Source organism: Paenibacillus sp. FSL M8-0334 (assembly GCF_038000405.1).
GTDB classification, from domain to species: Bacteria; Bacillota; Bacilli; order Paenibacillales; family Paenibacillaceae; genus Paenibacillus_AQ; species Paenibacillus_AQ campinasensis.
The window spans coordinates 931,403-950,970 of sequence record NZ_JBBOCH010000001.1 but is presented as its reverse complement, the minus strand read 5'-3'; the positions used below and the strand labels follow the sequence as shown (position 1 = coordinate 950,970).

The 19,568-nt window shown below is 47.9% G+C and carries 12 protein-coding genes, 1 pseudogene and 3 CRISPR repeat arrays (1 of these 16 cut by a window edge); of the genes and pseudogenes, 12 read left to right on the top strand and 1 reads right to left on the bottom strand.

Annotated elements, in window-relative coordinates:
• Positions 1-1,288: direct repeats of the CRISPR family, unit length 32 nt; unit sequence GTCGCACTCTATACGGGTGCGTGGATTGAAAT; it reaches 302 nt to the left of the window's first position.
• Between the two features lie 84 nt (positions 1,289-1,372).
• The 11 genes and pseudogenes from MKX64_RS04270 (at position 1,373) to MKX64_RS04220 (ending at position 17,289) form a co-directional block, all read left to right on the top strand.
• Positions 1,373-1,663: a transposase gene (locus MKX64_RS04270; protein ID WP_155619201.1), complete on the top strand. Its 291-nt coding sequence runs from the start codon at positions 1,373-1,375 to the stop codon at positions 1,661-1,663.
• Between the two features lie 14 nt (positions 1,664-1,677).
• Positions 1,678-2,547 (top strand): annotated as a pseudogene (locus MKX64_RS04265) (IS3 family transposase); the annotation flags it as partial.
• An 84-nt stretch (positions 2,548-2,631) separates the two neighbouring features.
• Positions 2,632-3,136: direct repeats of the CRISPR family, unit length 32 nt.
• Between the two features lie 339 nt (positions 3,137-3,475).
• Entirely contained in the window at positions 3,476-5,893 is a 2,418-nt protein-coding gene (gene cas3 / locus MKX64_RS04260) for a CRISPR-associated helicase Cas3' (RefSeq protein WP_341035397.1), read from the top strand.
• A gap of 241 nt (positions 5,894-6,134) precedes the next feature.
• Entirely contained in the window at positions 6,135-6,848 is a 714-nt protein-coding gene (gene cas5c, locus MKX64_RS04255; RefSeq protein ID WP_095265440.1) for a type I-C CRISPR-associated protein Cas5c, read from the top strand.
• Between the two features lies 1 nt (position 6,849).
• The gene (gene cas8c / locus MKX64_RS04250; RefSeq protein WP_095265439.1) at positions 6,850-8,733 is read left to right on the top strand and encodes a type I-C CRISPR-associated protein Cas8c/Csd1; all 1,884 of its coding nucleotides are present in this window, start codon (positions 6,850-6,852) and stop codon (positions 8,731-8,733) included.
• Positions 8,730-9,581, top strand: coding sequence for a type I-C CRISPR-associated protein Cas7/Csd2 (cas7c, locus tag MKX64_RS04245; RefSeq protein WP_095265438.1), 852 nt, complete (start codon positions 8,730-8,732; stop codon positions 9,579-9,581). Before cas8c ends, cas7c begins: the two co-directional genes overlap by 4 nt.
• Positions 9,571-10,230 (top strand): CRISPR-associated protein Cas4, encoded by a 660-nt coding sequence (cas4, locus tag MKX64_RS04240; protein WP_095265437.1) that lies wholly within the window; start codon positions 9,571-9,573, stop codon positions 10,228-10,230. The genes cas7c and cas4 overlap by 11 nt, the downstream gene beginning before the upstream one ends.
• Positions 10,227-11,258, top strand: a complete 1,032-nt coding sequence (gene cas1c / locus MKX64_RS04235) for a type I-C CRISPR-associated endonuclease Cas1c (RefSeq protein WP_095265436.1) — start codon at positions 10,227-10,229, stop codon at positions 11,256-11,258. The genes cas4 and cas1c overlap by 4 nt, the downstream gene beginning before the upstream one ends.
• A gap of 10 nt (positions 11,259-11,268) precedes the next feature.
• The gene (gene cas2, locus MKX64_RS04230; RefSeq protein ID WP_341035396.1) at positions 11,269-11,559 is read left to right on the top strand and encodes a CRISPR-associated endonuclease Cas2; all 291 of its coding nucleotides are present in this window, start codon (positions 11,269-11,271) and stop codon (positions 11,557-11,559) included.
• 169 nt (positions 11,560-11,728) lie between these two features.
• Positions 11,729-14,043: direct repeats of the CRISPR family, unit length 32 nt; unit sequence GTCGCTCTCCATGTGAGAGCGTGGATTGAAAT.
• A 525-nt stretch (positions 14,044-14,568) separates the two neighbouring features.
• Complete coding sequence (locus tag MKX64_RS04225; protein WP_341035395.1) at positions 14,569-16,557, top strand: flavocytochrome c; 1,989 nt, start codon at positions 14,569-14,571, stop codon at positions 16,555-16,557.
• Between the two features lie 225 nt (positions 16,558-16,782).
• On the top strand, positions 16,783-17,289 hold the full coding sequence (locus MKX64_RS04220; RefSeq protein WP_155619127.1) for a hypothetical protein: 507 nt from the start codon (positions 16,783-16,785) through the stop codon (positions 17,287-17,289).
• A gap of 68 nt (positions 17,290-17,357) precedes the next feature.
• On the opposite strand, the gene MKX64_RS04215 is transcribed toward MKX64_RS04220, so the two are convergent.
• Positions 17,358-17,945, bottom strand: coding sequence for a GNAT family N-acetyltransferase (locus MKX64_RS04215; RefSeq protein ID WP_413773646.1), 588 nt, complete (start codon positions 17,943-17,945; stop codon positions 17,358-17,360).
• Between the two features lie 175 nt (positions 17,946-18,120).
• On the opposite strand from MKX64_RS04215, the gene MKX64_RS04210 reads away from it, so the two are divergent.
• Positions 18,121-19,566 carry a serine hydrolase domain-containing protein gene (locus tag MKX64_RS04210; protein WP_341035394.1) on the top strand — a complete coding sequence of 482 codons (1,446 nt, stop codon included), beginning with the start codon at positions 18,121-18,123 and terminating at the stop codon, positions 19,564-19,566.
• Positions 19,567-19,568 lie beyond the last annotated feature (2 nt).

Below are 19,568 nucleotides of genomic sequence, written 5' to 3'. Positions count from 1 at the left end.
AAATACGAGCTCGTCATTGGTGGCGGATATCGCGGCGAGTCGCACTCTATACGGGTGCGTGGATTGAAATTGTTATTTATAACCGGCTGCGAAAAAGTAACTTCGGGTCGCACTCTATACGGGTGCGTGGATTGAAATCATTTGCACGTATCGCAAATCCTCCGACCTGATCTAGTCGCACTCTATACGGGTGCGTGGATTGAAATGAGCATTTTGAGTGCCTTGTCCATACCCTGCACCTAAAGTCGCACTCTATACGGGTGCGTGGATTGAAATATAAAATCTAATCTGTACATCTGATTTTGGCGAACCAAGTCGCACTCTATACGGGTGCGTGGATTGAAATATAATTATCCACGTATATCTTGGATGCCTTGTAGTCGCACTCTATACGGGTGCGTGGATTGAAATTTCAGCCAATGGTTGATATCGATCGGGTTAAACGTCGCACTCTATACGGGTGCGTGGATTGAAATGATCCGGGCGGGCATATCTAATGCCCCTACATAAGTCGCACTCTATACGGGTGCGTGGATTGAAATATCCTGTACAATTTTGAGAGTGCAACTAAACCAGTCTAGTCGCACTCTATACGGGTGCGTGGATTGAAATTGGAAAGTAAAGTACAACCTACCGCGTCAAGTTGTCGCACTCTATACGGGTGCGTGGATTGAAATTCTACATTCGCATTCTTCCACATCCGTAACCAGGTGGTCGCACTCTATACGGGTGCGTGGATTGAAATATAGCCCATTACATGTACAGCTACCAATTCACTTAACTGTCGCACTCTATACGGGTGCGTGGATTGAAATCTTTACACGGGTGCAGATTGTACCATCAACCGCGCAACGTCGCACTCTATACGGGTGCGTGGATTGAAATTCCACTGTATTCGTATCCTCCACCGAAACTGTCACGTCGCACTCTATACGGGTGCGTGGATTGAAATATATCCGCACCTCATTGTTATAATTTGGTGCGATGTCGCACTCTATATGGGTGCGTGGATTGAAATTTTTGTCATCCACGGAGCTTGAGTGATGTCATCGGTCGCACTCTATATGGGTGCGTGGATTGAAATACAACGTGCAAGTGCTTCTCTACATGGTGATGCCGTCGCACTCTATATGGGTGCGTGGATTGAAATCCACCTACAGCCTGGACAAAAACCCATCGGGGGCCTTGTCGCACTCTATATGGGTGCGTGGATTGAAATCCGCCGTGGCTGCTCATGTGACCGGATATGCACGTATGTCGCACTCTATATGGGTGCGTGGATAGAAATAAAACTGGAGTGCTACGATAAAAATGCAGTCGAAAAACACCCTCGTATGAAATAAAATGAAAGCTAATGAGGGGATGAGCGAGAATGAATCGGTACGACAAAACATTCAAAGAAGAAGCGGTAAGGTTAAGCGATGAGATCGGGCCCAAGAAAGCCGCCGAGCAGTTGGGCGTAGCCTACCACACCTTGCAGGACTGGAGGAAACGAAGAACCCTGCACGGTGATGGAGCGCATATCGGAAGTGGACGCGCTTATGCATCTACCAATAAGACTGCGCGTGAAATCGAATTAGAAAGAGAAAACAGCGAGTTGCGTCGTGCGAATGAAATTCTCAAGGATGCACTTGGTTTTTTCGCAAAAGACCGGAAGCGGTAAAAGCATGCCAGCTCTATGGTTACATCCGTGAACGACGGGATCGATGGACCGTCAAGGAGATGTGCAAAGTACTTGCTGTCAGCGAATCAGGCTATTACCGCAGCTTGAAGCCCACACCCAAACGAGAGCGGCAAGAACGCCTTCTGGTCAAAATCAAAGAAATCATCGAAGAATATGAAGACAACAGTAATTACGGCGCCCAGCGGATTAGGCTGGCTCTAGCGCAAAAAGAGATCGTGACCAGCTATAGCACCGTCTATCGCATCATGAAGAAGCACGGTCTGCTGAAGAAAGTGAGGCGTCATCCAAACGGCATTACACGTGAGGATGCGACAGCTCAAAAGAGCGAGAACCTGATTCAGAGAGACTTCAGCGCCTCAGCGCCCAACCAGAAGTGGTTATCGGATATCACAGAAGTGCCTTGTTTAGACGGTAAGGTGTATGTGTCCGCCGTATTGGACTGTTTCAATGGAGAGATCGTGGGTCTGGCCATGGATGACAACATGCGCAAGGAACTCTGCATCCAAGCTTTTGAGAACGCCTGCAAGGCCAGAAATGCTCGTGGAATGATTTATCACAGCGACCGAGGCAGCCAGTTCACGAGCCATGCATTCCGAGCGTGTCTGGCTAAACGAGATGTCGTTCAAAGCATGAGCGGCACAGGGCGCTGCTATGACAACGCAAGAATGGAAAGCTTCTTTGCTACGCTAAAGAAAGAAAAGCTATATAAGATCAAAACCGAGCAATACCCGATGGCCTATATGAAATCGATTATCTTCCGATACATCATGGTCTATTACAACAGACAGAGGGTGTACACCTCTAATCCAGGGGGCTGGCCCCCAGCTATTTATCGCGAAAGAATGCTGTCACAGGCAGCTTAATCATGGGGTTCTCATGAGTGTGTTTTCAAACTGCACTTTTTTTGACAACTCCAAACTTTGTCACACTGACACCTACTGTTACCGTGTCGCACTCTATATGGGTGCGTGGATTGAAATGATATCTCGCTGGAATCTTGCTGCTAATGTATGATGTCGCACTCTATATGGGTGCGTGGATTGAAATATCAATTTGGCTGGATTCGATCCACTGATGACCGAGGTCGCACTCTATATGGGTGCGTGGATTGAAATAATTCTTCGGTTGCTGGGTTCTCCGTTTTGCCAGTCGCACTCTATTTGGGTGCGTGGATTGAAATCGCTCGAATCAGGTCGTTAAGATCGGGGAAGAGCTGTCGCACTCTATATGGGTGCGTGGATTGAAATTCTGTGGCCTCCGGCAGGCCCGGAACGCTCCGACGGGTCGCACTCTATATGGGTGCGTGGATTGAAATTCAATCAAAATGGCAGCATTGGCCGTCTTGTCGGCGTCGCACTCTATACGAGTACGTGGATTGAAATGTTTAGGTCCGAAAGGATCTGCGCAATCTCTGTGAGCCGTCGCACTCTATATAAGTGCGTGGATTGAAATTGATAGTATTTGGGTCAAGTGGCATCCGCATTAGTGTTGCACTCTATGTAAGTGCTTGGATTAAAATTACCCGCATTGTCCGAATGAAATCGTGCCTGGTGAACATTTTGTAAGTCGCAAATTCTTATCTCCATGCAACCCAAAAGGTTGCTTTTTTGTGATTTTCGTAAAACTACATTAATAGTAGTGCTAACGCGTCAGTTTTTCAGAGAGAATAATTACAAGGTGGCTAAGTCAGAGGGATAGATCTATCTTTTTACCTATTTATTGGTGAAATCTGGCGAATTATATGGTAAAATGTAACTAATTGTTATGTCATTTCGCGAGGAGATGTGCTTAATGTATATTGCACACGTTCGAGAACTCGATAAAGAAATTCAACCAATAAACAAGCACCTGCTTGGAGTACAACGGCTGGCGGAACAGTTCGGGGAAAAGCTGGGCCTGAAACATGTCGCTGGGTTAGCCGGGCTGCTTCATGATCTGGGAAAGTATAGTGATAAGTTCCAAGAATACATAGACATCGTTGCCTTTCACCCTGAATTGCCTCAGCCGAAGCGTGGTGAGGTCGATCATTCTACAGCTGGAGGCAGACTGCTGTTTGAGCTACTCCACCATAAAGAAAGTTCCTTCTATGAAAAGTTACTGGCCGAAATCGTCAGCAATGCCATCATCTCGCATCACTCCAACCTCCAAGACTATCTCTCACCTGACATCGAATCCGATTACTTAAGACGAGTGCAAGATAAGACGCTTCCTGAGTACGAATTGGCTATTGACCGTTTTTTTATGGACACCATCTCCAAAGAAGAGTTCATCGACTATATGAATGCTGCTGTGGATGAACTCAAACTGTTCACTGACCATAGTCCGACACAAAGCTTTTTTGTTACAAAATACATCTTCAGCTGTTTAATTGATGCGGATCGGACCGACACGCGTAGTTTTGAAGAACAGGTTGAGGCTGGAGAGCCCACACAGCATCTTCTTTTGTTTGACGCCTACTACCGTCGTTTAATGGGTCATCTTGCCACTTTCAAAGAAAAAAGTAATGCAAGCGAACCGATCAACGTATTGAGAGCCCAAATGTCGGAACAGTGTGATGTGTTTGCTGTCGAACGCCCATCCGGCATTTATACATTATCCATCCCCACGGGGGGAGGGAAGACACTTGCCAGTCTTCGATATGCGCTTAGACATGCTCTCAAGTACGATAAGCAGCGGATCATTTATGTCGTCCCGTACACCACAATCATCGAGCAAAATGCGGGTGAGGTCCGAAAGATTTTAAAGGATAACGAACCTATTTTAGAACACCATTCCAATATTATCGAGGAAGAGCAGGAGGGTAAGGGAGATAGTGATGAAGCAGATGACGGGCTTATCACGAATAAAGAGAAACTTAAGCTTGCTCGCGACAATTGGGACAGTCCGATCATTTTTACAACCCTTGTCCAATTCCTCAATGTTTTTTATGCCAAAGGCAACCGCAATACGCGACGTCTTCATAATTTGAGTCATTCGGTGATTGTCTTTGATGAAGTGCAAAAGGTTCCTATTCACTGTATTTCTCTGTTTAACGAAGCATTGAACTTTCTGAAGCAAGATGCCCATTGCAGCATTCTACTATGTACTGCCACCCAACCGACCTTAGAGAAGGTGCAACACAGCCTCTTAAAGAACCGGGATGGGGAGATTGTGCCGAATCTTTCTGAGGTGTCGAAGGCTTTTAAACGGGTCGAACTTGTGGATAAAACGGATAAGTCTATGACCAATGGAGATTTGGCGGATTGGATTAATGCAGAGATTCATGAGTGGGGAAGCACTCTTGTCATTCTAAATACAAAAAGCGTTGTTAAAGATTTATATGAAAGGCTACAGGGAGGGCCCCTGCCTGTCTATCATCTGAGTACGTCGATGTGCGCGGCACACCGGAAAGAGAAGCTCAAGGAAATTCGAGATTTGCTGGAAGATCAGGTTCCGTTTATCTGTGTAACCACGCAATTAATAGAAGCCGGTGTCGATGTCAGTTTTAAATGTGTCATTCGCTCTCTTGCTGGACTGGACTCTATTGCCCAGGCAGCTGGCCGCTGTAACCGTCATGGAGAAGACGAATCGCAGAATGTATACATTATTGATCATGCGGAGGAAGCACTTTCGAAGCTGAAGGAGATTAAAGTTGGGAAAGATACGTCCAGCAACGTACTCGCAATATTTAAGAAGAAAGCTGACAAATATGAGGGAAGCCTGCTGTCACCAAAAGCGATGACCGAATATTTCCTATACTACTATCATAAAATGGAGGCTAATTTAAATTATTACGTTTCGGAAGTAGACAAAGAGATGACCAAGCTCCTGATGTCTCTTTCACCGGAAAACGATTATGTGACTCACTATCAAAAGAAACATGGGACAAGCTTTCCTTTGTTGTTAAATGGGAGTTACAAAACGGCAGCGGAGCATTTTCAGGTCATTGATCAAAAAACGACTTCCGTCCTCGTGCCTTATGGAGGAGGTAAAGAACTGATTGCGCAATTGAACAGCGGAGCATGGCTTGAAGATGTTAGCAAGTTTTTGAAACAAGCCCAACAATATACGGTGAACCTGTATTCACATGAGCTGAAGCAATTAAGAGAGAGTAACGCAATTGTAGAGCACTTGGACGGTATGATTTATGAGGTGAAAGAGAACTGGTACAGTGATAATTACGGTGTGGATTTGAAGGGGGAGGGAGGAATGGATGAATTGATAGTTTAAAAACCTGTCTTCATAATAAGACAGGTTTCCAATTTTCCCTATAAATATTTCAATCCGCGCTTTATTAAAGCGAATGATGAAATTATACCAGAAGTCGGTTTTAATTTCATCATTACATTGTGAAGTTCATTTAAAGAGAAAATTGAAATAAAAAAAGTATTGACGACCTAGAAAAAACGCAGTAACCTATGAGTGGGATATTTTTCCTATGAAAATAATCCTAAAGGAGGTGATCCAAACCATGAGAAACGAAGTCCAGTTCGAAGTTTTCGGCGAATACGCTCTTTTCACCGATCCTCTAACCAGAATTGGAGGTGAGAAGTTATCTTACAGTGTGCCTACCTACCAGGCAATTAAAGGCATACTAGAGTCCATCTACTGGAAACCCACTATCATGTATATCATCGACGAGTTGCGTGTAATGAATCCGATCCAGATGGAGTCAAAAGGTGTGCGCCCAATTGATTACGGGGGCGGGAACACGCTGGCTAATTATACGTATCTTAAGGATGTCCGTTATCAAGTAAAGGCCCACTTTGTCTTTAACGAACACCGGCCTGATCTCGCCTTTGACCGCAATGAAGGGAAGCATTACAGCATCCTCCAACGTTCGTTGAAAGCGGGTGGACGCAGAGATATTTTCCTCGGTACTAGAGAATGCCAGGGATATGTACAGCCTTGTGAATTTGGTAGTGGAGAGGGTTTTTACGATACGGATGAAAGAACGCAGTATTTAGGAACGATGGTCCATGGGTTCAATTATCCGGATGAAACGGGAAGGAATGAACTTTCGGTAAGACTATGGCCTGTTGAGATGAACAAAGGGTATATCCAGTTTCCAAAGCCGGAGGAGTGCACGATTGTTCGTCCCGTTAGAGAGATGGAGCCCAAATCGTTCAATTCAGATAACATCGAGTCAGCGGAACAACTGCTCCGTGATTTAGGAGGTGAATAAGATGAGTTGGCTGCTCCACCTGTATGAAACCTATGAAGCTAATTTAGATCAAGTTGGTAAAACGGTGAAAAAACGTAGTGACCGGGAATACACGCTGCTCCCTGTGTCACATACGACCCAGAATGCACATATAGAAGTTACGATCGATGAAGACGGTGATTTTCTGAAGGCTAGGGTGCTTGATAAAGAGAGCACTTTAATCCCATGCACCGAGGAGTCAGCGAGTCGATCAGGCTCCAAGGTTGCTCCATACCCGTTACACGACAAGTTGAGTTATGTCGCTGGTGATTTTGTAAAGTATGGCGGTCAGATTAAAAATCCGGATGAGTTGCCTTTTGACAAGTACATCCATAATTTAGAAGAATGGGCCAATTCGCCATATGCCACTGAGAAATTGAAATGTATTTATACGTATTTACGCAAAGGCAGATTAATCGAGGACTTGGTGGCCGAAGAAATCATCAAGCTGGACGAGAACGGTCGATTGATAGAGAAATGGGATAAAAAATACGAAGAGAAGCTCGGGGAAAAGCCACCTATTTTCTCAAGCGGGGCTGCAGATACGTCCAGTGCTTTTATCAGATTTAATGTGTTCACCCCTGATTCACCGGAGGAAGTTTGGAAAGATAAAACGATGTATGATTCCTTCATTGCCTTTTACAATCAGAAGCTGGGGGAACAGGATGTTTGTTTCGTTACCGGAAAAACTCGTCCGAGTACGGAGCGGCATGCGAACAAAATTCGTCATGCGGCTGACAAAGCAAAGTTAATTTCTGCGAATGACAATTCTGGCTTCACTTTTCGCGGACGCTTCAAATCGAGTAAGGAAGCCGTAGCGATCAGTTATGAAGTATCGCAGAAAGCGCATAACGCCTTGAAATGGCTGATTCACCGTCAAGGGAAAACAATCGATGAACGCGTCTTCCTGGTGTGGGGCAACGATAATGGTCCTGTTCCGAATACGGACGAAGATATTGTAGACATGATGCGGCATTCAGGCCGGGAAATCGAACGGGAACCAGATACGGACAAACCGTATGCCGAACAAGTAAAACGAGCAATTGACGGGTTCAGGAATGACCTTACATACCAAGCAGAAGTGAATATTCTCGTTCTGGACTCGGCAACGACGGGCCGAATGGCGGTGCTTTACTATCGCCATATGAATAAAGAGCTGTATTTAAACCGTTTGGAAGAGTGGCACAAGTCTTGTGCCTGGGAGCATCGGTACCGCAGGGATGAAGAGAAGTTTATTTCATTCTATGGAGCGCCAGCAACCAAGGATATTGCTTTTGCAGCTTATGGCCCAAGAGCGAGTGAAAAGATCGTCAAAGGGTTGATGGAACGGGTTATTCCTTGCATCGTTGATGGACGCGCAGTTCCCCGAGACATTGTTAGGAGTGCCTTCCATCGGGCTTCGAATCCGGTTTCGATGGAACGGTGGGAATGGGAGAAGACGCTAAGTATTGCATGCGCATTGATCCGGAAAATGCTGCTGGAACAAAAGGAGGAATGGAATGTGCCGCTAAACACCGAGTCCAAGGATCGAAGTTATCTGTTTGGCCGCTTGCTGGCTGTGGCGGATGTGCTGGAGCGAGGGGCGCTTGGCAAAGACGAGACGAGGTCCACCAACGCGATTCGTTATATGAACTCTTTTGCCCAGAATCCTAGTAGAACCTGGAAAACAATTCAGGCCAGTCTGCAGCCTTATCAGGCCAAACTGGGTACGAAAGCCACCTATTTATCCAAGATGATTGATGAGATCGCCGATCAATTTAAGGATGGCGACTTTAATAATGCTCCTTTAACAGAGCAATATTTGCTGGGATTCTACAGTCAACGCCGTGAACTTTATAAGAAAAAAGAGGAGGATACAAACGAATGAGCATTCTTGATCATAAAATTGATTTTGCTGTTATTTTATCAGTTACAAAAGCCAATCCGAATGGGGACCCTTTGAACGGCAATCGTCCTCGTCAAAATTATGATGGCCACGGAGAGATCTCCGATGTAGCTATCAAACGTAAAATCCGCAACCGCTTGCTGGATATGGGAGAGAAGGTTTTCGTCCAGTCCGATGACAGAAAAGCGGATGAATTCAAAAGTTTGCGTGAACGTGCGGATGCTCATCCGGAGCTGGCGAAAATGCTGAAAGGGAAAAATGCATCAACCGATGAATTTGCCAAACTCGCTTGTCAAGAATGGATTGATGTGCGCAGCTTTGGACAAGTATTTGCTTTCAAAGGTTCCGAGCTGTCTGTAGGCGTCCGTGGTCCTGTGTCCATTCATACTGCAACTAGCGTTCACCCGATCGATATTGTCAGCACGCAGATCACCAAAAGCGTCAACTCCGTAACGGGGGACAAGCGCAGCTCCGATACGATGGGCATGAAGCATCGTGTGGATTTTGGCGTGTACGTGTTCAAGGGCAGTATTAACACCCAACTTGCGGAGAAGACAGGTTTTACAGAAGAAGATGCCGAGAAAATCAAGCAGGCGTTGATTACGCTTTTTGAAAATGACAGTTCTTCTGCTCGCCCAGAAGGCAGTATGGAAGTCCATAAGGTTTACTGGTGGAATCATTCTTCCAAGCTGGGACAATATTCGTCGGCCAAGGTGCATCGTTCCTTAACGGTTCGTTCGGAAACTGTGGACCCCAAAAGCTTTGATGATTATACAATTGAACTTGAGGAACTCGATGGTTTGAATGTCGAGGTTATTGATGGTCGTTAATGACGAGGACCGCTATTTGATGTTGTCAGGGCTCCAGCATTTCCAATTCTGCAAACGTCAGTGGGCCCTGATTCATATCGAGCAGCAGTGGGAAGAGAATGCTAGAACGATTGAAGGTCAGCACTTGCATCATAGAGCGGATCAACCTTTTATCAAAGAAAAGCGTAGAGACAAGTTGATTGTTCGCGCAATGCCGATTCAGTCCAAGGAACTGCAGCTTAGTGGAATTTGTGACGTGGTTGAATTTATCCAGGACCCGGATGGCGTAGAGCTGGCGGGAGTGAAGGGTACTTATAAGGTCTACCCGGTTGAATATAAGCGGGGGAAGCCGAAAAAAGGAGACGAAGACGTCATTCAGCTAGCAGCCCAAGCGATGTGCCTGGAAGAGATGATGCTGTGCCGTGTGGACACAGGGTACATATTCTACAACGAGATCAAGCATCGCATCGAAGTTCCGATTAGTGACATGCTGCGGGACCAAGTAAGACAAATGGCAACGGAAATGCATCATTACTACGATAAACGTCACACGCCGAAGGTAAAGACAGGTCCATTCTGCAAAAATTGCTCCTTACAGCATATCTGTGTGCCTAATCTAATGCATAAACGCTCCGTCCAAAGCTACATCGAGGGGAGGCTGAGGGAATGAGGAAGCTGCTTAATACGTTGTATGTCACTCAGCCTGACACCTACTTGGCACTTGATGGTGACAATGTGTTATTGCTTAAAGGTGATGAGAAGCTGGGCCGGTTGCCGCTTCATAACTTGGAGGCCATCGTCAGCTTTGGATACACGGGGGCTAGTCCTGCGCTAATGGGGTATTGCGCTGAGCGGAATATTTCCATCACTTTCTTGACACAAAGTGGCAGATTCTTGGCAAGAGTGATCGGTGAGAGCCGGGGAAACGTCATTTTGCGAAAGACGCAGTACCGAATTTCTGATCATGAAGAGCAAGCAACGAAGATCGCACGAAACTTCATTACAGGGAAAGTTTATAACCATAAGTGGATCCTGGAGCGTATGACGCGGGAATATCCGCTGCGAATTGATGTTGAACAATTTAAAACCGTGTCGGGTCAGCTCTCGGACATTATGCGGGAAGTCCGTAACAGTAATAACCTGGAAAGTCTGCGAGGCTGGGAAGGTCAAGCGGCGGTTTACTATAACCGTGTGTTTGATCAGATGATATTGCAGCAGAAAGAAGAGTTCTTCTTTCATGGGAGATCCAGGAGGCCGCCTAAGGATAAAGTGAATGCCATGTTGTCTTTCGCTTACACGCTCTTGGCTAAAGATACAGCTGCGGCACTGGAGACCGTGGGCCTCGACGCTTATGTCGGCTTTATGCACCAAGACCGTCCTGGCCGCGCTTCACTGGCTTTGGATCTAATGGAAGAGCTGCGAGGGATTTATGCAGACCGATTTGTGCTATCGCTGATCAATCGAAAAGAAGTGACAGCCAGCGATTTTGTTACAAAAGAAAACGGAGCTGTACTGATGACGGACGAGGCGCGTAAATCGTTTCTGAAAGCATGGCAAACCAAGAAACAAGAAAGTATTACACATCCCTATCTGGGTGAGAAAATCTCTTGGGGGCTGGTTCCCTACGTTCAGGCCTTATTATTGGCTCGTTTCTTGCGCGGTGATTTAGATGAGTATCCGCCATTCTTATGGAAGTAGGTGAGCCCTAATGCTTGTACTCATTACTTATGATGTTCAAACGTCTGGGACAGGAGGTGCTGCAAGGCTGCGTAAAGTGTCCAAGGCGTGCCAGAATTACGGGCAGCGGGTGCAGAACTCCGTGTTTGAGTGCATTGTGGATGCAGCCCAGTTCACTGCTCTGAAATTGGAGTTGACCCAGTTAATTGATGAAGAAAAAGATAGCTTGCGCTTCTATCGGTTAGGCAATAACTACAAAACCAAAGTAGAGCACATTGGGGCCAAGCCGGCGATAGATTTAGAAGAGCCGCTTATCTTCTAGTGGTGCGAACCCCAAGCGCACATCAAATCCCTGGGAGGTTCGCACCCCGCGTCATTAAAGGATTTGTAGAGATTTTGGCTGAAATTAATGAAAAAATTCGTGCTCGCAAAGTAGGTTCGCACTTTTAGGCATGCGAAGCCTTGTGGCTCAAGGCTTCGCAAGGCCCGCTGTCGCTCTCCATGTGAGAGCGTGGATTGAAATAGCCAAGGGGGTTTATAGGGTATGAGTTACGAAGTCGCTCTCCATGTGAGAGCGTGGATTGAAATAGTCGAAGTACCGCGAACTCTCCTTTTACGTCGAGTCGCTCTCCATGTGAGAGCGTGGATTGAAATCGTAAACGATCATGGCGCTAATTATAAATAACAAAATGTCGCTCTCCATGTGAGAGCGTGGATTGAAATTCTAATTACATATCTATCCAAAATGTCAACATTTGTCGCTCTCCATGTGAGAGCGTGGATTGAAATACCAAACTAAAACGGGACCTAAAGCGCTGGCGGCACTGTCGCTCTCCATGTGAGAGCGTGGATTGAAATTTTGGTCACCGGATCTTTAACTTTTTCGTACCGGTATGGTCGCTCTCCATGTGAGAGCGTGGATTGAAATATGCGCCAGATCCAAACAATAGGTAAAAATGCTAGTCGCTCTCCATGTGAGAGCGTGGATTGAAATAAGAAAAAGAAATCAAGTTGATTACTATAAAAAATGTCGCTCTCCATGTGAGAGCGTGGATTGAAATCGTTGAGACAAACGAACCGTCTCGTTTTTGATGGCTTCGTCGCTCTCCATGTGAGAGCGTGGATTGAAATCTGACAGTAGCTTGTATGCATTAAACTCACGCTCCGTCGCTCTCCATGTGAGAGCGTGGATTGAAATAGTCCCATGTCCGCAGTCACCGACATGGTGATCACCGTCGCTCTCCATGTGAGAGCGTGGATTGAAATGATTAACTAAGGAGGGAAGGCAAAATTACTGAAGTCGCTCTCCATGTGAGAGCGTGGATTGAAATTTGCAAAACAAATGGAGGACTAGTTTGAATAAAGTCGCTCTCCATGTGAGAGCGTGGATTGAAATTCACAGGAAGAACCAAATAATTGATATCCTCAAGTCGCTCTCCATGTGAGAGCGTGGATTGAAATGTTGCCAAGAGATCCGGTAAAGGCTCTAATGCAAGCGGTCGCTCTCCATGTGAGAGCGTGGATTGAAATAAAAGTGACTTGGAAAAGTTGTTAGTGATCCCGGATGTCGCTCTCCATGTGAGAGCGTGGATTGAAATTGTGTTGTGACCGATCCATCCGCAAGCTGCTCCGGTCGCTCTCCATGTGAGAGCGTGGATTGAAATCTATCTTTTTTGCATGGGTTGGTAACGGGATCGTGTCGCTCTCCATGTGAGAGCGTGGATTGAAATCGCGGCGTGCTCGCCCAGTTTGGATGAAGCAGCCTGGTCGCTCTCCATGTGAGAGCGTGGATTGAAATCCGTAAGGATGACCTTGCAGGCCGGGAGAAGAAGGTCGCTCTCCATGTGAGAGCGTGGATTGAAATACTTCGGCGTGCCTTGAGTTTGAACTGTCTGACGGCAGGTCGCTCTCCATGTGAGAGCGTGGATTGAAATTTCGATCAACTCATCCATACTTCGGCGCTCCTCTCGTCGCTCTCCATGTGAGAGCGTGGATTGAAATAACTGAAAGATATAACCGAGTTGATAGAGTATGTGTCGCTCTCCATGTGAGAGCGTGGATTGAAATCATTTATAATCATCCTCTCTCGTTTTATTTGAGACCGTCGCTCTCCATGTGAGAGCGTGGATTGAAATCTAAGATCGCCGGCGAAGGAAGGGTAATAATCCACGATGGTCGCTCTCCATGTGAGAACGTGGATTGAAATGTGAACACTTGGTCGCCGATGGTCGTTGTATTGATGTCGCTCTCCATGTGAGAGCGTGGATTGAAATCCGGTCGGGGACTTTGAGACAACCCTGACTACGCCGTCGCTCTCCATGTGAGAGCGTGGATTGAAATTTGAAATCAAGGACCTTGCCGCCTTCCCGGTTGAGTCGCTCTCCATGTGAGAGCGTGGATTGAAATAGAAATCGTGCCGCGGTCCCGGTTTAGATCCGCTGTCGCTCTCCATGTGAGAGCGTGGATTGAAATAGGCCCGAGAAGAACAAGAACGCCTGAATCACGAGTTGTCGCTCTCCATGTGAGAGCGTGGATTGAAATCACTGCTGGTCAGCAATCGCATCACGGGCTTTTTGGTCGCTCTCCATGTGAGAGCGTGGATTGAAATTCAAAATTACAAGAGTTATTCCGAGGCCGCAAAAGGTCGCTCTCCATGTGAGAGCGTGGATTGAAATTGGCAAGCTCCGATTGGGTCATGTGTCTATCTTGTCGCTCTCCATGTGAGAGCGTGGATTGAAATCCCGAACCGGATGTGCAGCTCAAGTGCGGCAACAGTCGCTCTCCATGTGAGAGCGTGAATTGAAATTTGAAAGCCAATTATACTCACAAAGTCCAAGAGATTGTCGCTCTCCGTGTGAGCCCATGGATTATTTGGCTCCAACCTAATCACCAGTGCTTGAAATCATAACAGGCTTGAAGCGAAGGGGAAGAGGGAGACTGGAGAAGCAAAGCGCTCGCCTTTGTCCCCGGATTTCAACCGCTGAGGCGGTAGTAAAATCTGGGGGTGGGCAGCGATCGGAAGTCCCCTCATTCCCCGTAGCGGCATACTTCTCTGAAAATCAAGCACTGATCTCTGATTTGAGCCCTTTATTTTGATGAAAATGGATGAGCGGTTGCACGCCATGCGAGACGTGGTCTTGTGTATATCGCCCATGGACCTGCTAACAGCGTATTGCCATTACCGTTAACACTAAGTAGTGAAAAATAGCACATGGCTTACAAAACAAAGCGTGTATAATCATCAGGTAAGCGAATTTGCTTTCGGCAAACTCGTGATTTTTTTCACTTATATTGTGAAAAAAATAACAAACTATGAGAAGGAGTAGGTAACATGAGACATCTTAGGGGCAAGTACGGAAGAAGAAGTTTTTTAGTAGCACTCGTATTTATTTTGATTATGAGTATGATCGGGTGCAGCGGCTCGGACAAGGAAGAGATCGCTGAAACGGCGGATCCCCAGGGGATTTACACGCCGGGGACTTATACGGGGGAAGCGCAAGGCCTACATAGTACGATTAAGGTAGAGGTGACGGTTGATGCCAGCAAGATTCTATCGGTCAAAGTGCTGGAGCAGCAGGATACAGAGGGAGTCAGCGATGCGGTCTTTGATACCATTCCGCAGAAAGTAGTAGAAGGACAGAGTTTGAAGGTTGAGGTGGTGTCCGGCGCCTCCGTGTCCAGCGAAGGTCTGATCGAGGCGATTGCCGATGCTTTGGCGAAGGCCGGGGCGGATATCGATGAATTAAAGAACAGGGAACCGATTAAATCGGCTGCTAAGGAAGCGATTTCCAAGGACACCGAGGTTGTTGTGATCGGCGGAGGTGGAGCGGGTCTGGCTGCTGCGGTCTCGGCTGCGGAGAACGGAGCCAAGGTTATTCTGATCGAAAAATCGCCTTCGCTCGGCGGGAACACCCTTCGTTCGGGAGGCGAATTCAACTCCTATGATCCGGTCAGACAGCCTAATGTTGAGATGACCAAAGCGCTGACCCATGAGCTCGAGGAAATTCTTGCCTTCGACGAGCAAGAATTCGGCGATTATGCGGATACGCTGAGAACACTCAAGGGACAGGTTGAGGAATATTTTAAGAGCGGGGATACGAGCAAGTTATTCGATTCCCCAGAGCTGCATGCGATTCATACCTATATCGGCGGCAAACGAACCGATCTGGAGGGCAAAGAAATCTCCGGTAAATTCGAACTGGTCGATACCCTCACGTCCAACAGCTATAGCACGATTGAGTGGCTGGAGAGCCATGGCGTGAAGTTCCAGGACGGCATCGGTACGGTTTTGGGTGCCCTGTGGCCTAGAACTCACCATAACGTCGAACCACTCGGAATGGGCTACATTAACAATATGGAAAAAAGAGCGACAGATCTCGGCGCGGAAATCATGTTGAATACGAAAGCGACCCGACTGATTGTCGAAAATGGCAGAGTTACGGGCGTGACTGCCGAGCAATCGGACGGCACTCCGGTCACCCTAATGGCTTCGAAGGGCGTCGTTATGGCGACTGGCGGTTTTGGTGCGAACACGGAAATGGTTCTGGAATACAATAACTACTGGCCTGAACTGGATGCCAATATTCTGACAACCAACACGACGAATGCTACAGGCGACGGTATTGTTATGGGTAAGGAAGTCGGAGCGAGCCTGTGGGGCATGGGCTTTATCCAGCTGATGCCGAGCGGTCAGCCGGGAACAGGGGCCTTGTCCGGCGGCGTGTGGGGGAGCGCGGAAACCCAGATATTCGTAAACAAGGAAGGCAAGCGATACGTGAACGAGTACGCGGAAAGAGACGTGCTAGCTGCCGCTGCTCTGGAGCAGACGGATCAAACCTTCTTCATCATCAGCGATAATACTTCGCTGGGTAACCCCGATCTGAATGGGAAGACAGGCTGGGGCGATAACTATCAAGACCTGATCAAGAACAAGAATATATTCGTCGCTGATACCCTGGAGGATTTGGCCGAGCAGATGGGGGTTCCGGTGGATACCTTTGTGGCCGAGATGAAGAAGTATAACACCTATGTAGACAACCAATTCGATCCAGAATTCGGTAAGAAGAATTTTGGGGATAAGCTGGAAACCGCCCCGTTCTTTGCAACACCAAGGACTCCATCGGTGCACCATACCATGGGAGGCCTTGAGATTAACGAAAAGGCCCAGGTATTAAATACCGAAGGCAGCCCGATTGAAGGCTTGTTCGCAGCTGGTGAGGTAGCTGGCGGTGTTCATGCAGGCAACCGGCTTGGCGGCAACGCGATTACGGATATTTTCACCTTTGGGCGAATTGCCGGAGCTAGTGCAGCGGGCAATTAATTCGAGTACGCACGGATAACAACCATACAAGCCTCTGCTTCTTCTGCCACCTTTACTGTGGAGAGAAGCAGGGGCTTGTTCCTGTTTATCTGAAAATGGCTTAGGCAGAGCGTATCACCGAACCGCAAATTTGAAATGCGGCCCAAACCCAGCTATAGTGGATGAATATACACCTATATAACCTGACTCGCCTTGATAAGATGATTCAGACAGGAGAGAGTACAAATGAAATATTTTCGATATGATTTATTTATAGCGCAGAATACGGATAACCTTCCTGAGGAAGAACGGCAAGAAGTGGACAGGCAGTGGCAGCACAACCGCGAAGCCTACAGCGCTATTCTGAAGACGCTTTCTTCCCGGCTGCCCGTGGATGTGTATGCCCATTTTAACTCGTGGGGATTTCATGATTACCGTCTGACCAAGATGGATATTGAACATCGGAGCCTGCATGATATGAGCGTGCATTTCACGCTCTCCAGTGATATTGATAACGAAGAGAATGAGGAATTGTGGTGCCTCTGCTTCGATAAGGTGTCCTATATTCAGTACCAGCATCTCAACTATGATAACGATCAGTGTGTGATGCATCCGGAAATCGACGACTGGTTATACGAGGAGATTATGCCGGTTAACGAGTCGATGCTATCGTTCGAGGTGCTGTTCTCATCCGGCGGGAATGTGGTGCTGCATTTCCCGGATCAATCGGTATCGATCAAGCGGGTGAAATAAAGATACTCCCTGCACTGCAAAAGAGGGGAGGACTCCCCTCTTCATCCCAGCGCGGTATGCATATTCTCCTAGAATTCGACTCCGCGTACTTTGGAGAATACCATCGTATCTCTCAGCGCGCCTTGGACGTCCAGCATATCTTGCCGGAGAATGCCGTCTAAGGTGAAGCCTGCCCGCTCCGCGACACGGCGGCTTCGCGTATTGCGCGAATCGCACCGGATCTCGATCCGGCTCGCTTGCAGTTCGCGGATGGCAAAGTGGGTTATGGCATGTACGGCTTCGGTGATATAGCCTTGTTGTTGACAAGAAGTGCGCACCCAATACCCGATCTCAAAGCTCCGCGACTTCCAATTCATGCGGTGAAGCCCGCTGCTGCCGATGAGCTGTCCTGTGTCCTTATGCACGAGATGCAGCCTCATGTCCTTGCGCTCCAAAAAATGCACCCTCGCTCGCCGAATGCTAAGTTCGGATTCCTCGATGGTCGGAACGGTCTGCGCCCAGGGCATCCATGGTCGTAATTCCTCGACACTTTCACGGACCGCCTCGTTGACCGCCGCACCATCTCCCCATAGCGGGGCACGAATCAACAGTCGTTCGCTCTCAAAACTTTCAGGGAAGTCCAGCAATAAAGGATCGATCGGAAGAGTACGCATCATCTCAACTCCATGAAAATATTTCCAATCACTATACCATGCCACTTATCTACATTTCAATGAAAATTTTTCAGCGCGGCCGGGCGGGTTCCGGACGGGGAGTTTCGGTCAATTCATGTACTATCCTCGTATGAGGATTGAAATGGCACAAAGAAGTAAAAGGCAGGAGGCGCCCATATTGGCATTAATCACAGATATCCCTGAGAATCATCGACTGTCCTCGCAAGCGCTCATCGAATTTGTGAACCGCTTGGAGCAGCTGCAATTGGAGGTGAACAGCTTTGTGCTGCTGCAGGATGGCAAGGCTACCGCTCAATTCTGGCGGCCGCCGTATCGGCGGGATACCCCGCAATTATTATTTTCCCTTAGCAAAAGCTTCACCGCCATCGCCGTAGGCATCGCATCCGATGAGGGATTCCTGAACCTGGACGATCCTGTGATCTCTTTCTTCCCCGACCAGTGTCCGGATGTCATCTCACCGAATCTCGCCAAGATGACCGTGCATCACCTGTTGTCCATGAACGCAGGGCACCATGATAACATCTATGATCAAGTGGCGAAGGAGCAGGACTGGGTAACCGCCTATCTGGCTCTGGATGTCGAGCATGAACCGGGGACTCACTACCGCTACAGCACGCACTCAACCTATATGCTGTCGGCGATCATTAAGCAGGCGACCGGCCAGGATATGATGGATTATCTGATGCCCAGACTATTCGAACCGCTCGGAATCCAGCATCCAGTCTGGGAGACTTGCCCTCTCGGCATCACGGCCGGCGGCATGGGACTTAGCATGACAACCGAAGATATCGCCAAATTTGGTCTGATGCTTGCGAACCGAGGTGTCTACGCGGGTAAAAGGGTAGTTTCCGAGCGGTTTCTGGAGCTGGCGACCACCGAACAAAGCGACAATCGTGCCGGGGCAGTGCGCATCGATTCCGCCCAGGGCTATGGCTACCAGTTTCATATATGCCGGCGCGGGTGTTACCGGGGGGATGGCGGGTTTGGTCAGTTATGTTTTGTAGCGCCTAAGGAAAATATCGTCATAGCCGCCACCTCCAGCTTCAAGAGCATGCAGCCGCTCCAGACCCTTCTGGATCTGATCTATGCGTATATTATCGATCGCTTGGACAGCGGCGTATCCTATAACCCGCAAACGCATGCCGAGCTGCAGCATCGGCTGGCCCATCTCCGCAGCCGGGTCCCTGCGCCTCAGCCGGTCCCCGTCCGCTTGCCCCTTGTGCATGCCAGCCGCTACCTAATGGACGATAACCCGCGTGGATTGCGAACCGTTGCCTTCTATCTCAAGGAAGCGCAGCAGCTGGAGCTTGTCATGACTTATGCAGATGAGCCGGATCATGTGCTGCCTTTTGATTATACAGGGCCGATGCATACACAGGATGTCTTTCATAAAGATTTGGCCTTGCATCGGCAGGAGGTTGTAACCTACGCCGTCTGGCAGAATGAGAACACACTTCAGTTAACCTTGTTCTATATTGAGACACCTTATGTGGTGACGTATATGATGACGTTCCTGGATGGGGGCGGGATGGATCTGGAGTTTCATATCAATGTATCGATGAATATCGCGGGATACAGGGTGAGGGGACGATTGGCGAATTAGGC